Annotated in this window: 11 protein-coding genes and 2 tRNA genes; 5 read left to right on the forward strand and 8 right to left on the reverse strand. The window is 38.4% G+C overall.

All coding sequences use genetic code 11. The features are described 5' to 3' along the window. Positions 1–32: 32 nt before the first annotated feature. Both HCCG_RS10245 and HCCG_RS10250 read right to left on the reverse strand, forming a co-directional pair. Positions 33–2,033: an ABC-F family ATP-binding cassette domain-containing protein gene (locus HCCG_RS10245; protein ID WP_444542559.1), complete on the reverse strand. Its 2,001-nt coding sequence runs from the start codon at positions 2,031–2,033 to the stop codon at positions 33–35. Beyond that, the gene (locus HCCG_RS10250; protein WP_002957476.1) at positions 2,023–3,495 is read right to left on the reverse strand and encodes a hypothetical protein; all 1,473 of its coding nucleotides are present in this window, start codon (positions 3,493–3,495) and stop codon (positions 2,023–2,025) included. The genes HCCG_RS10245 and HCCG_RS10250 overlap by 11 nt, the downstream gene beginning before the upstream one ends. Before the next feature lie 350 nt (positions 3,496–3,845). Between HCCG_RS10250 and HCCG_RS10255 the strand changes: the two genes are divergently transcribed. From HCCG_RS10255 to HCCG_RS10270, 4 genes are all read left to right on the forward strand, one after another. Further along, complete coding sequence (locus tag HCCG_RS10255; protein ID WP_034548520.1) at positions 3,846–7,076, forward strand: DNA translocase FtsK; 3,231 nt, start codon at positions 3,846–3,848, stop codon at positions 7,074–7,076. A gap of 77 nt (positions 7,077–7,153) precedes the next feature. Beyond that, the gene (locus HCCG_RS10260; RefSeq protein WP_002957478.1) at positions 7,154–8,599 is read left to right on the forward strand and encodes a Do family serine endopeptidase; all 1,446 of its coding nucleotides are present in this window, start codon (positions 7,154–7,156) and stop codon (positions 8,597–8,599) included. Positions 8,600–8,620: 21 nt separating this feature from the next. Further along, a complete protein-coding gene (locus tag HCCG_RS10265) occupies positions 8,621–9,451 on the forward strand; it encodes a CheR family methyltransferase (RefSeq protein ID WP_230197953.1) in 831 nt (276 codons plus the stop codon). 2 nt (positions 9,452–9,453) lie between these two features. Continuing rightward, positions 9,454–10,146 carry a CheB methylesterase domain-containing protein gene (locus HCCG_RS10270; protein ID WP_002957480.1) on the forward strand — a complete coding sequence of 231 codons (693 nt, stop codon included), beginning with the start codon at positions 9,454–9,456 and terminating at the stop codon, positions 10,144–10,146. 103 nt (positions 10,147–10,249) lie between these two features. On the opposite strand, the gene HCCG_RS10275 is transcribed toward HCCG_RS10270, so the two are convergent. Beyond that, a complete protein-coding gene (locus HCCG_RS10275; protein WP_002957481.1) occupies positions 10,250–11,488 on the reverse strand; it encodes a GNAT family N-acetyltransferase in 1,239 nt (412 codons plus the stop codon). A 159-nt stretch (positions 11,489–11,647) separates the two neighbouring features. On the opposite strand from HCCG_RS10275, the gene HCCG_RS10280 reads away from it, so the two are divergent. Further along, positions 11,648–11,722 (forward strand) — tRNA-Asn (locus HCCG_RS10280). 445 nt (positions 11,723–12,167) lie between these two features. Here HCCG_RS10280 and HCCG_RS10285 read toward each other — a convergent pair. From HCCG_RS10285 to queA, 5 genes are all read right to left on the reverse strand, one after another. Next, a tRNA-Ser gene (locus HCCG_RS10285) sits at positions 12,168–12,255 on the reverse strand. 27 nt (positions 12,256–12,282) lie between these two features. Beyond that, complete coding sequence (locus HCCG_RS10290; protein WP_002957483.1) at positions 12,283–12,684, reverse strand: hypothetical protein; 402 nt, start codon at positions 12,682–12,684, stop codon at positions 12,283–12,285. Further along, positions 12,681–12,887 carry a PP0621 family protein gene (locus tag HCCG_RS10295; RefSeq protein WP_002957486.1) on the reverse strand — a complete coding sequence of 69 codons (207 nt, stop codon included), beginning with the start codon at positions 12,885–12,887 and terminating at the stop codon, positions 12,681–12,683. The genes HCCG_RS10290 and HCCG_RS10295 overlap by 4 nt, the downstream gene beginning before the upstream one ends. Positions 12,888–12,909: 22 nt before the next feature. Continuing rightward, positions 12,910–13,506 carry a 16S rRNA (guanine(527)-N(7))-methyltransferase RsmG gene (rsmG, locus tag HCCG_RS10300; RefSeq protein WP_014666540.1) on the reverse strand — a complete coding sequence of 199 codons (597 nt, stop codon included), beginning with the start codon at positions 13,504–13,506 and terminating at the stop codon, positions 12,910–12,912. Continuing rightward, positions 13,503–14,624 carry a tRNA preQ1(34) S-adenosylmethionine ribosyltransferase-isomerase QueA gene (gene queA / locus HCCG_RS10305; RefSeq protein ID WP_002957489.1) on the reverse strand — a complete coding sequence of 374 codons (1,122 nt, stop codon included), beginning with the start codon at positions 14,622–14,624 and terminating at the stop codon, positions 13,503–13,505. The genes rsmG and queA overlap by 4 nt, the downstream gene beginning before the upstream one ends. Positions 14,625–14,626: the final 2 nt, after the last annotated feature.

The following is a 14,626-nucleotide window of genomic DNA, read 5'->3' on the forward strand; positions in this document are numbered from 1 at the left end:
TGGATTGTAGCAAAAGTTTTATAATATTTTAACTATGCTAAATCGCTATTTTTCTGCTCTAATTCCAAATATTGCGTGATTTTAGAATCTAGCTCCTTTTCCACTTCTGCTAACTCTGCTGCTAAGACACTAATGCCTTGCTGCTGATAGGTTTGTGGGTTGCTAAGGGCAGTTTGCAGGGCTTTTTGCCTAGATTCTAGCACTTCAATCTCTTGGGGCAGAATCTGCAATGCCCTTTGCTCGTTGTAGCTTAATTTTTTTGCTTTTTTCACAGGGGCAGATTCTATGGGAACAGATTCTGTATGCTGTGATTGAATCTTGGGCTTAGAATCTGCACTCAAAGATTCTAATCTCTCAAGTTCCAGCAAATTTTCATTCATCTCCAAATACTCACTATAAAGCATATGCGTTTGCACCACTTTGCCGCCCCCTTCAAAGACAAGCAGTTTTTGGGCGAGTTTATCCACAAAATACCTATCGTGGCTCACAAATACAACCGCACAATTCAAGCTCAAAAGATATTCCTCCACAATATTAATCGTTTGTATATCTAAATCATTTGTTGGCTCATCAAGGATAAATACATCAACTTCCTTGGTAAAAAGCAAGGCTAGGGCTACGCGGTTTTTCTCCCCACCGCTTAGAGAGCTAATTTTTTGCGTTAAAAACTCTTTTGGAAATAAAAAGTTTTTCAAATACCCATATATATGCAAATGCTTTCCACGCACTTCAATATATTCCCCACCATTTGGACAAAAAGTCTCTAGCAAATCCTTATCATCTTCAAGCAAAGCCGTGTGCTGGTCAAAATAGCCTATGCGTATATCACCCACCTTTACTACACCAGAATCTGCCCTGTCTTGCCCGAGTAAAATTTTTAAAAAGCTTGACTTGCCCGAGCCATTTTTACCAACAATGGCGATTTTATCATTCCGCAAGATTCTTAAATTTAAATCTTTTATTAGAATCTTGCCGCCTATATTTTTACACAAATGCTCTATCTCAAAAAGGCATTTTTGATTATTTACATTTTCAGTTTTATTAAAGCTTTTCTGCTCTCTTTCAAGCTCAAGCCGCATTTTGCGTATCACAGATGGATTATGCTTTGCCTCTTCACGCATAGCTAAGATTCTATTTTTTCGCCCCTCATTGCGTTTGAGCCTTGCTTTTACACCTTGCCGTAGCCATTGCTCTTCACTTTTTAGAATCTTAAGAAGTTTTTGATGAGCTTGACTTAAATGCCTTAAAATCTCCTCCTTTTTAGCCAAATAATCCAAATATCCGCCTTCAAAGCTTGTAAGATGAGCAGAATCAATCTCAATAATGCGTGTAGCTACCCTATCAATAAAATATCTATCGTGGCTAATGAATACAAGTGTAAAACGGGACTTTAAAATAAAATCCTCCAAAAATGCCACCATTTGCGTATCAAGGTGGTTTGTAGGCTCATCAAGCAATAAAATATCACAAGGTTGCAATAAAATACTTGCCAATGCGATTTTTTTCTGCTCCCCTCCACTTAGGGAATTTGCAAGTCTATCTCTAAAAGCCTGTAAGCCAAAATGCTCTAAAATCTCTTCTGCCCTTTTCTGTAAATCCCAGCCATTATTGTCATCTAAAAAGGCACTAAGCCTTGCGTATTCATTTAACATCTCTTTACGCGTTAGGGAATCTTTAATAGAATCTTGTATCATTGAAAGCTTGTTGTTTATCTCTTGCAGGGCGTTATGAGCTTTTGTTATCTCACTCATAGATTCTATAAGCACATCTTGCACACTTGCATTTGCCTTAAAGATAGGCTTTTGCTCTAAGGATAGAATCTTAAGATTTTTGATACCTATCCTTTCACCGCCATCTATCTCTAGCCCTCCGGCAATAATCTGCAATAAGCTTGACTTGCCCGAGCCATTTTGACCAATAACCGCAATGCGTTCATATTGAGAGATATTAAGATTTGCCTGTTTGAGAATGATCTTATGATCGTATTGCTTATGTATGTCTTGGAGCGATAAAAGATTCATCTCAAAATTCAAAAGTTTTGATTTGTGCGAGTGATAAAAGGGCGAAATTTGTTTGCTTATTTTTCTTAGATTCTTTACCAATTTTTATGATAGAGGCTGGTTTTTGGAGTTTCAGTTCAGAATCTATGTAGATAAGCTCAAAAGTCTGGCGATTTACCGCACTAAAATATTCAATCTCTTTGTGGTAAATCACAACATTATGAAACTTACTCGCTGACATAATCTTAATTTTCAAATCCAAGCTAAAAGCGGGATTATCCGAAAAAATCAAAAAATTCTTAGCATTTTTTGCCATATACTTGTTGTAATATTGATAAACTTGATATTCATTATCGCGTAATTTACCCTTATCAAGCATTTTAGTGTGATTGCCCAAAAATGTCATTGCACAAAATGGGCTATTGATATTATGCTTAAAAAAGACATTTTTAATCGCTAAAGATGACATACCTAGCTTCCATAGCTTATTGTCAATATGTGTGGCACAAATATCCATTGCATCTTTTGTTTTATTGATAAGTATCTCATACATCTTATTAAACACGCCCTCAAACTTTGTGAGATTTTCTTTCTTAAAATTCTCCGCAAGAGCTTTTAGTCTATCAATAGTCGCACTGATAATTTTAATATCAGATTCGGCTTTTGTAATCACCGCTCTTGTTCTCACCTTACGCTCTTCTAGCGCCTTTGGATCGCCCCTTTTAGCATCAAGCTTGGCTTGGATTGAACGCAATTCCATTGAGCCTACACGAATCTTATTTTGCACAGAGAGCTTTTTTTCATTAAATGTTTCAATCGCCCTTATCACACCCTTATAATGATACTGCACATCAAGGAAGCATTCTTGGTAAATTTTATCAGGCGTCAAGTTAGTGTTTGTTTGAAACTGCCTATAAGAATACTCTAATTTTTTAAGCACCTGCATATCATCAGCAAAATTATCAATCGTAATATGTCTATCATTAAACACAAGATAATCAATCGCCTTTGAAAGATAGGGCTTAACAATGATATAATTTATCTTCGTCTGCGGGTCCTGCCCCTCTTCTTCCATACCAGAAATAGCGGTAAGTGCGTGAAACTCTTCTTGAAAATAGTCTTTTATCGTTTCAGGGATTGGTGTGCTTAGCTGAATGCTATTGAGTTTAAGGTAATTTGTCTCGGCAAAAATCTGCTTAGCAATGGCAGCCTTTGCATCTGCCTCTTTACTTTTTAGCTCATCATCAGTATTTGTCCGCCAAAAATCAATCTCGCGTATCAGCCCATTCTCTGGGAAACTTTGATACCTAGAAGCCTTGCAATCCGTAATGACATATCCATTATCATCAAGGCGAAATTCCACAAGCATTCCCGCACTTGGCATCATTCTTTGATCGTGCCAACTTGTATTGCGTAGCTCAAAAATCTTCTTAGAAGCATTCACAACAACGCCATTTTTGGTTTGATTAGAATATCTCAATATCTTGCCGTGCATATATATTCCTTAACAAAACGAATCTTTAAAACTTTATCCCACAAAAAAAACACAAAGCCCATATTCTAGCCAAATAAAAATAAAAAACTCATTAGTAAAAATCTCAAATTCTTTATGATATAATGCCAAATTTTTTAGCCCAATGCGTGAAACTCCGTGAATCTCATAGAGCAATCTTAAGAAATATAAGAAGAACTTAAATGAATTTTAAATTTTTCTTATATTTCTTTAAGGAGTCTCAAAGATTCCAAGGCTCATTCAAAGCATTCTTGTAGGCTAATTAACCAGCATTATTGAATACTAAAGGATAACTCATCAAAAAACTATACTTATATATCGCATTAAATATTGTGCTTATTTTTCTCTCCACCGCCACGCTTATTGGCGATTTTGGGCTTGTTGGCGATTTTGGAATGCGTTTTGCCACCCTAAACATAGGCATTTTTGGATATGTGGCATATATCTTTTTACCTTTTTTGCTCTATCCGCTTTTTTGTTTGTATAAAAATCATCATCTTACTTTTAGGCGATTAGAGCTTATTATCTCTTTTTCTCTCTTTTTTATCGCACTTTTGATTTTTCAATCTCTAAGCCTTGAAAAAGGCTCATTTGGCAACTCTCTTGTGTTTTTTCTTAAAGATTACATCGGCTATTTTGGATTATGGGTGCTTGATATTTTTCTTTTTATTTTTTCTTGGCTTATCTCCACAAAACGCAATATTGATCTGCTTTTAAAACAGCTTAAGCACAAACTTCTTGTAGCTTATGATTTTATAAAACTTATTTTATCTATCCTTTATGCTCGTATCAAGGCATTTGTCAAACGCTTGATTGAAGCGATAAAGCCAAAGATTCAAAATCTTTTTGCCAAAAAAACACAAGATATTCTTGATTTGCAAAATGCCAAGCAGGAGACAACCACACAGGCACATTATGATTTTAAAGATGTTTTTATAGACAAAGCCTTTGATGAAATGCCACAGAGACCCACCACAGAGCAGAATCTACCACAAAATTCGCAACCAATTTTACACAAAGATTCATATCCAGCACAGAATCTACAAGCCCAAGTCCAAGAAAGTCAAGATGAAAATCAAGATTCTCCCATTTCCATTTCAACACCACATTTGACACCACAAGAGCCAAATACACCCAAACAGCCCCATTTAGAAGTCGTGCCAAGATCGCAAGATGATTTAAAGCTTGAAGAGTTTTTAAGAATCCAAGCTGAAAAATACCGCAACGCATTTGCAAAAAATGTCCAACACACAGCCTTAAGTGATCCAGCCATTAAGCCAAGACAAGATTCTATCCAGCTTGTAAATCAGCCAAGCACTCCCCAATCAGCCAAGCACTCGCAATCTCCAGCAGATTCTATCCAGCAAACAACATCACAACCCACAGCACCATCACAAACCAGTCCAGAATCTTTGCTAGATTCACAATCTCACACAAGCCTATCAAAAGAGATTCCTACACCTCCATCGCGTCCAATTAACCCTAATGTCTTTTTAAAGCCAAAGGAAACAAAAAAGCCTTTAGACACACAAAATCCACATCAAGAAATAAAAATAGATTCTATCTCTACACAAAACACGCATTTACCTTTGCAGGAGACATATTCACAGCACCTAGCACAAACACAAGAAGCTTTTATACAAGAATCCACACAACAAAGCCTAGCACAAACCCACGCACTACAGCATACACCAACACCCAAAAAAATTACGCAAGATGAAATTACACAAGATTCTATCCATACACACACGCCACAAGCCCAGCAAAGCCAAATGCTACAAACACCAAACTTCCCACAGCAAGAATCTACACTTCCCCAAACACCTATAAACACCACTTCACACGCCACATCACAAAATACACAAGCCCCACTTACACCACAAATGCTAGATCTTGAGATTAAAGAGATTACGCCTAATCACACTAGAGAACAAGCCCCACAAAATGCAAATTGGGCAGATTCTATCGTGCAAGAGATTATCCCAGAATCTCCACTGCCAAGCACAGCCATACAGCCAACGCATACGCCACAAGCACAGCCATACAGCCAAAATTTTCATAGCATTCAAGATTCAAAGCCCATTTACACACGCGTAACCGAGCTTGATGAGAATAAAGCCCTGCTGAATAATTTAGATTATGGCGATGTGGCTAAGCCTTTGCATTTTAAGCTCCCTACAACAAGTTTGCTTAATCAGCCACTAACAGAAAAAACTGAAATTGATGAAAGCGAGATAGATCGCAAGATTGAAGATTTATTAGCTAAACTTAGGACATTCCGCGTTGAAGGCGATATTGCGCGCACTTATTCAGGTCCCATTGTTACAACCTTTGAGTTCCGCCCAGCCCCGGGCATTAAAGTAAGTAAGATTCTTACATTAGAAGATGACTTAGCAATGGCTTTGCGTGCAAGATCTATCCGCATTCAAGCGCCAATCCCGGGTAAAGATGTTGTAGGGATTGAGATTCCAAATAACACTACACAGACGATTTATCTGCGTGAAGTGCTAGAATCTGATTTGTTTAAAACTTCCACTTCACCACTCACCTTAGCCCTTGGTAAAGACATCGTGGGCAATCCTTTCATCACGGATTTAAAGCGACTTCCGCATTTACTTATCGCTGGGACAACAGGTAGCGGTAAAAGTGTGGGGCTAAATGCGATGATTCTCTCACTCCTTTACAAAAACTCACCGGATAATTTAAAGCTTTTGATGATTGATCCCAAAAAGGTGGAATTTAGTATTTATGCAGATATTCCCCATCTCATTACGCCCATTATCACACAACCTAAAAAGGCGATTGTAGGGCTAAATAGTGCGGTAGCGGAAATGGATAGGCGGTATGATTTAATGAGTGAGCTACGCACAAAAGACATTGATAGCTATAATCGCAAAGCGGGGGCTGAAGGAATGGAGAAATTCCCATATCTTGTGATTATTATTGATGAACTAGCAGATTTAATGATGACAGGGGGTAAGGAAGTGGAATTTGCCCTAGCGAGAATTGCTCAAATGGGTCGTGCCTCTGGGATTCACATTATCGTGGCTACACAGCGACCAAGTGTAGATGTCGTTACAGGACTGATTAAGACAAATCTCCCCTCACGCATTAGCTACAAGGTAGGAAGCAAAATAGATTCTAAAGTGATCCTTGATACCTTTGGGGCAGAATCTTTGCTTGGCAAAGGCGATATGCTTTTCACACCGCCGGGTGTTGGGGGCGTTACACGGCTTCACGCTCCGTGGAACACTGAAGAAGAGATTGAAAGAGTGGCAGAGTTTATCAAATCCCAACAAGCAGTGGTGTATGATAAAAACTTTATGCTTGATGAGAGAGACAATCTTGTGAGCGAGAATCTAAGTGAGAGTGGAGAAAATAGTGACCTTATCAGCGAGGCAAAAAAAATCATTCTCCAAGATAAAAAAACTTCAGCAAGTTACCTGCAAAGGCGTTTAAACATAGGCTACAACAAGGCAGCAAATCTCGTTGAGCAATTAGAGAGAGATGGCTTTTTATCCGCACCCAATGTGAAGGGTGTGAGAGAAATTTTAGGGAGCTAAACTCGCTTTGCCTAGCATTTAATTTAAGCTAATAGAATCTCCTACTTAAAACAAACACTATTTTTAAGGAGTATTCTATGAAATACACACAATATGTTTTCAGCAGTATCATTTTTTTTATTTTGACTTTAAGCAGTGCGTTTGCCATAGATTTTAAAGAAGCACCAAAGATTCAAAAACGCATTAATCCACAAGAAGGCAATAATGCCGTATATTCTTTTAATTCCTCCATTGAACAGGCAAAAAAATCTGTCGTTAATATCTCTACACAAAAAAATGTAAGCAATCAATTTGCTAATCACCCTATGTTTAATGACCCATTCTTTCAGCAGTTTTTTGGCGATATTTATGGGCAAGTGCCAAAAGAACGCGTGGAGCGAAGCCTTGGCAGTGGCGTTATCATCTCAAGTGATGGCTACATTATCACAAATAATCACGTGATTGAAGATGCCTCTAAGGTGCTTGTCTCGCTCTCTGATAGCTCAAAAGAATATGTCGCAAAAGTCATCGGCACAGATTCTAGAAGCGATTTAGCAGTCATTAAAATAGAGAAAAATAATCTCCCTCCCATCAGCTTTGCTCAAAGCTCAAATGTGCTTATTGGCGATGTTGTCTTTGCCATTGGGAATCCTTTTGGTGTGGGAGAGACAATCACACAAGGCATTGTTTCAGCACTTAATAAAAGTGGTATTGGCATTAATGATTATGAAAACTTTATCCAAACTGACGCGTCAATCAATCCGGGCAATTCCGGTGGGGCGTTGGTAGATTCACGCGGGGCGTTGATAGGCATTAATACTGCCATTTTATCTCGCACGGGTGGGAATCACGGCGTAGGCTTTGCCATTCCCTCAGATATGGTCAAAAAAATCGCTAAAGAGCTTATTGAAAAAGGCAGTATTAAACGCGGATTTTTGGGCGTTGGGATTCAGGATATTAATGAAGATTTGAAAGAAAGTTATGGCGATAATAGCGGTGCAGTTGTCATTAGCCTTGAGCCACAATCTCCAGCCGCAAAAGCAGGACTTATGGTGTGGGATCTTATCACGCATATTAATGGCAAAAGAGTTTCAAACGCAGCGGAGCTAAAAAATCTCGTTGGTATGCTTTCGCCAAATGAAAAGGTAATTGTAAAATTTATCCGCGATAAGCAGGAGCGTGTCGCACAAATCACTCTAGCAGAATTGCCCGATTCTAATAAAGATACAAAAGCAAATCCTTCTTCAAATGCTCAAGGTTCAAGTGCGACCATTGAAGGCTTAAGCGTTGAAGAGCTTAGCTCAAATATACGCCAACGCTATGGGATTCCAAACAATATTAATGGCGTTGTAGTAACGCGTGTCAATGCAAACTCAAAAGCCGCTCAAGCGGGATTTGAAGTGGGCGATATTATCGCACAGGTTGAAAATATCGCTATTAAAACTCCTGCGGATTTAAACAATGCCTTTACAAGATTCAAAGGCAAAAATAAAAGAGTGCTTGTGTATAGCTCAAGTGGTACAAAAACAATACTTATCAAATAAAGGGGGAAACCATAAGTGGTAATGCTAGACAACAAACAGCTTTCGCTTATACAAGAGCGTTTGTATAAGTATTGCGGTATTTTTTTGAGCGATTCAAAGCTTACAATGATAAAAAATAGAATCTACCGCCTTATGCGTGATACACATATTGATAACATAGACACGCTACTTGCAAGTATTGAAAGTAACCCTAAGATTCAACAACAATTTATCAATAGCTTTACAACAAACAAAACAGATTTTTTTCGTGAAGACTTTCACTTCCAAGATATGATTGATCGTGCTTTGCCCTTACTTTTCAAACGCAATAAGCCTATTAAAATTTACTGCTGTGCGAGTTCCACGGGGCAAGAGCCTTATTCTATCGCAATGAGTGTGCTGTATGCTAAAAAGCTCTATGGTGCAAGCACACCGGTGAGTATTATTGCCACAGATATTGATACTGGTGTCCTACAAGAAGCAAAAGAGGGTATTTATACGATTGATTTTAAGATAGAGAAATTCCCAAATTGGTTTGAAATGGAGGAATATTTTACCCCACTTGATGATGGTAAAAACCCAAATGTGCGACTACTCAAAGCCAAAGACAAGCTTAAATCAATGATCACTTTTAAGCAAATGAATCTCTTTGATAAACGCTATCCATTTATGCGTGAAGAGTTTGATATGCTCTTTTGCCGTAATGTGCTGATTTATTTTAAGCAAGAAGATCAACAGGAGATTCTATCCTGTCTCATTGACACACTAAGAATTGATGGCACTTTTTACTTAGGGCATAGTGAAAGTCTCTACCACTTAACTGAAAAATTTGAAAAGCTCGGTAACAAAACTTTTGTTAAGATAAAGGCGTAATTATGTTAATGGAAACGACAAAACACCACCCAGATACCATTCTCAAAAGTAACCCTTGCAAAATCACGCGAAGCAAGCTTGTTGTTATCGGTGCTTCCACAGGGGGTGTTGATGCACTCTCTTATATCTTTTCACGCCTACCTGCACAGCTCCCACCCATTGCCGTTGTGCAACATATCCCACCGACTTTTGGCTCATCTTTTATTAAACGCTTAAACACACTCTCTGAACTAACGATCTGTGAGGTTACAGACAAAACTCCTCTTAAAGACAATCATGTCTATGTAGCAGGGGGTGATAAACATATGACAATTGATTTTGCTATGGGTTCATATTATGCCAACTCTTTAAATGAAGAGAGACGCATTTCAAGGCATAAACCAAGTGTTGATATTTTATTCCGCAGTGCCAATAATGCCGCTGGACGCTCCGCTCTTGGGGTGATTCTTACAGGAATGGGCGATGATGGTTGCATAGGACTAAAAGAAATGCACGATAATGGAGCGCACACTTTGGCTGAAAATGAAGAGGATTGCGTGGTGTTTGGTATGCCTAAAAAAGCCATTGAAATGGGTGCGGTGAGTGAGATTTTAAGCCTTGATATGATAATCCATAGAATCATAGACTACGCCAAAAAGCCAATCAAAGCCCTAGCAAAAGATAGCAACGACCCAGCCATTTTTCCTGATGAGTAGGATAGACTAGAATCTAAGTGAGATTCTAGCATTTGCTTAGATTTTCAACTCTCTTAGATTCTAGCACTCTGTTCTGTTTTTATATCTCACACCACAAACTAAATCAAAAATAATCACTAAAATACGCCTTGCCCTCTGGCAGAATCTCTTCTAACTTATCAATACTCTCATCGTTTGCTTTCAGGCGATTAATACTGCGTAAATATAGCGGACGCTTATAGCCTAAAAGCATTGTTGCAAGCGTTTGTATATCAAGCTTGATGTAATATTCCCCCAGTTTCTGCTTTTTTTCACTCGCCACAACTTGCAAAGCCAACTCTCCATCTTTAAAATGTAAAATAAAATCCCTATTATTCCATTCCAAAAGTGGATCGCTCACACTGAATCTTAAGCACATATTTGACTTAACAAACTCAAAAGGATATTGTGTCAAAAACTGCTCCACATCAACGATACGCGCCATAATATAAGGCTGAATGCTTTCTTTGATATGCCCATCTTCAAGCAAAAAAGCAAGATTATGATTACTAAAATTTGCCCCTTCAATACTATCAAACATTGACTGATGGGCGTTTATGTAGCCCCACAGCCCATATCGTGCCTCTTCATTCAAATAAATCATCTCTTTAATCTTAAAAATATCATTTTCCAAAAGATAGACAATATAGCCCGTTGGCTTATCGCATTCATCATAATAAATCGCTACAATCGTATCCTCCACATCCCAACGCCAATACTCATTCCACGCTAGAATATCACGCACCAAGCAGCCGTGCGTCTTTGCTGCAAACTCATTATGCAGGGCTTTTAAATCGGGGTGATCTTCTGTAACCCTTTGCATCATACCGCCAACTTGAGGGGGCTTTGGAAATTGATTATCCTTAATGACAAAACTCATCTTATCACTCACTATCTCCCACCCACGCGAACGATAATAAGGAATAGAATACGGATAGAGACAAGAAATGCTCTGCCCCTTTTCTCGCATCATTTTTAGAATCTCACGCATTAAATCCGCCATAAGCCCAATGCCAGAATACTCCGGGTAAGTCGCCACCCCTGTAATCCCACCCATAGCATAGATTCTATTATAAATATTCATCTGCATAGGATAGAGTGCGATTTGTGAGATAAGCTTTTGTCTATCAAACCAGCCTAGCACGATTGCATTTTGTAAAATAGGGTATTTGGAGCGTTTAATCTCTTCATTATTCCAACCAAACTCTAGCAAATCACTATCAGTTACTTGAAAGGCATAACGCAAAAGCTCATTAAACTGCTCAATATGGCTAATATCAAGCTGTTGCATAGTAAGCCGTTCTCGTATTTGTGTTTTTTTCATCTTTTGCCCCTTTGTGTGGAATCTTTAGGAAATCTTGCTTCGCGGAGTATAGCAAAAAGTGGCAATATCAGGCAAATATAGGCATTTGTGCTTAGGCTAAAAGGGGTAAAACCCTTGACAATAGGAATAATTTTATATATAATCTCGCTCTTTGTTTATTCCGGATTAGCTCAGCGGTAGAGTAGGTGGCTGTTAACCACTTGGTCGCAGGTTCGAATCCTGCATCCGGAGCCACTCCTTAGCAGAAGATCATAGATTTTAAACCATAAAGCAAGTGGGCATTTTGCTCTTAAGGACTTTTGATTCAATTAATTTTTGTGGCTTTTGTTTATTCTTTAGGATTTTTATATGCAGAAAGAACCCTGAAAGTTTATAGGGGGCTTGTTACCACACTCTTTCCATATCATTAGTCTCTATCTTTGTAGGTGTTTTAGTGGTGTTGTAACCTTGAGTGTTTGTTATGTCTTTCATTTGATTTGTATTGCCGTCTCCTGTCAGTAATGATTGAGCTGTATAGAGTTTTGTAACATTTATTTAGATTATCAAATAAAGCAGTTTAAAAAGTATGGGTCATTATTATGGGTGTAGGGTAAAATAGGTTCATCTTGTGGGTAAAAAGTTTAAGGTTTTTTTGAGATAGGACTATTGAGTCTTGTTCAAATTGACTCTTAAGAATAAATGGCAGAGGGGAAGGGATTCGAACCCTCGAAAGTTTGCACTTTACACGCGTTCCAGGCGTGCTCCTTCAACCACTCGGACACCCCTCTTTAAAAATAACAAGGGCGAAATCTTACCTAAACTCTTTCTAAAACTTGCTTAAAAATCACGCCATCAATGCCAAGTTGTGCGATTTTTGCGATTTGCTTTTGGGATTTAATGACGCAAAGCAGTTTGCAATCAAGCAAATAATGTTCAACAATCTTTTGAAAAGCCTTTGCCTTATCAAGCTGATCAAGCAGTAAAAATTGCGGCATAAGACTAGCAAACAGCACAAGCTCTTCTAAAGAATATATTTTCACAGCATATCTAACCTGAAAGTTATAGCAATGCTTGGCAATCTCAAAAGCATTCTCTTGTTTCAAAGCAGATGTGTCAAACCACACGACAGATTCAGTTCCAACCTTGGCAATATCTTCAATGCTTTTCACTTCCACAAATGGAGCAAAGTCAATGGCATAATGCCCGATAATAATCATCTCGCCCCCTTTTGCAGACATTCTTTAGAGCAAAAACACTTTCCATTTGAGAGAAAAGATTCATTGACAGAGACATACACGCCGCAACACGCACATTCCTGCATTTCTTCAATGCCATTGGGGGTTTTGTTTGTCTTAAGCAATGGGCGTAAGATAAGATAAGCTAACGCTAAAAGTGCGAGTAAAATAACAAAAAACTTCATATATTTCCTTTAAGACTAAGATTTATAAATCGCGACTATGTTTGTAATAGTAGATTCTATTTTCCCGCACGAAGCACTCTTCCACACTCATGCTTGGCATTTCCTGTCTAAAATTTGTGCCTTTGTAAAAGAGAAAATACCCATCGCTTTGCAAAAATTTCCTTGAAAGAGCGATAAGATTCCTAGCGTCCATTAACGCACGAGAAGTAATAAGGGCGATATTATTGACTTCACTGATTGGCACTTCTTCAATCCGCATTGAATGCACCTTTACATTTTTTAGCCCAAGTTGTACGCTGATATTTTGTAAAAATGAAGCCCTTTTAGCACGCGGCTCTATAAGAAAAAATTGCGATTGCGGTTTAGCAATAGCAAGGGGCAGGGCAGGGAATCCCCCACCAGAGCCTATATCCATACAAGATTCAAACTCATCAATAAACTTCAGCGGATACAAAGAATCAAAGATATTTTCAAGCACAGATTCCATACAGCTAGCCCCTGTAAGATTGTGAATCTTATTCCACTCTAAAAGCTCTTTGCCAAAGGTTTGAAACTGCTTAAAACACTCATCTCCTAGCATAATGCGGTGTTGTTGTAATTTATCTTGTAAATCTATCATAGTATCAATATCCCATCTCCATAAGAGTAAAATTTATAGCCTTTTTCCAAGGCAATATTATAGAGTTCAAGGCATTTTTCTCTCCCCACCATCGCACTTACTAGCATAATCAATGTGCTTTTTGGGAGATGAAAATTTGTCAGCAGATAATCTACCCGCTTAAACTCAACGCCCGGATATAAGAAAATATCGCACTCTCCGCATAAAACTTTATATCTCATCATATATTCCACGCAACGTGCACTTGTCGTGCCGACACATAGCACCTTTTTAGCGTGAGTGATAGCCTTAGCACTTGAGCTTGAGATTGAAAAATATTCTTTATGTATAGCGTGATTGCGGATATCTTCACTCTCCACATTTATAAATGTCCCAGCCCCGATATGCAGGGTAACAAAGCAGGTTTGAAAAGATTTTTGCAAGGATTCTAAACTTTGTTTGCTAAAATGCAAAGACGCCGTAGGAGCTGCCACAGAGCCTAGCTCCTTTGCAAACACACTTTGATAAAACACGCTATCTTCTTGTAGATTTTGATTAGCTTCATCGCGTTTGATATAGGGCGGTAACGGGATATAGCCGTGATTATTAAAAAGCTCAAACACTTCTTTGTCATTTAAGATTCTATTTTCTTGCGAACTATGAGTTTTTGTAGATTCCATAAACTCCACAATCCGCATACCATCCTCACAGCATTCAAGCACTTGGGCGATAATGGGGCGTGTGAAAGCCTTGTGAGATTCTAAAATCAGCCTATCACCGCTTTTAACCCTGCCTTTAATTTGGACTAAAAATCTAAAAGAATCTAGCGCTTTGTGGAAAAATATCTCCATACGCTTTGGGTTAGGTTTGGCTTGTGAGTTGAGCTTATGAGCGTAGATTCTAGCATTTATGACTTTGGTATTATTGAAAACAAGCAATGTGTCTTTGGGGATAAAATCGCTAAAATGATAAAAATCACTATGCGTAATTTTGTCGCTTTTTCTTTCATACACAAGCAGTTTTGCACTCTCTCTAGGAATGCTTGGGCTTTGTGCTATGGCACTTTGTGGCAGAGCATAATCATAGCTTGAAAGCAAAAAATCTTCAGAATCTTTAGAATGGGCGTTGTGGTGGGGCATTG

The organism is Helicobacter cinaedi CCUG 18818 = ATCC BAA-847, from assembly GCF_000155475.1.
Taxonomy (GTDB): Bacteria; Campylobacterota; Campylobacteria; order Campylobacterales; family Helicobacteraceae; genus Helicobacter_C; species Helicobacter_C cinaedi.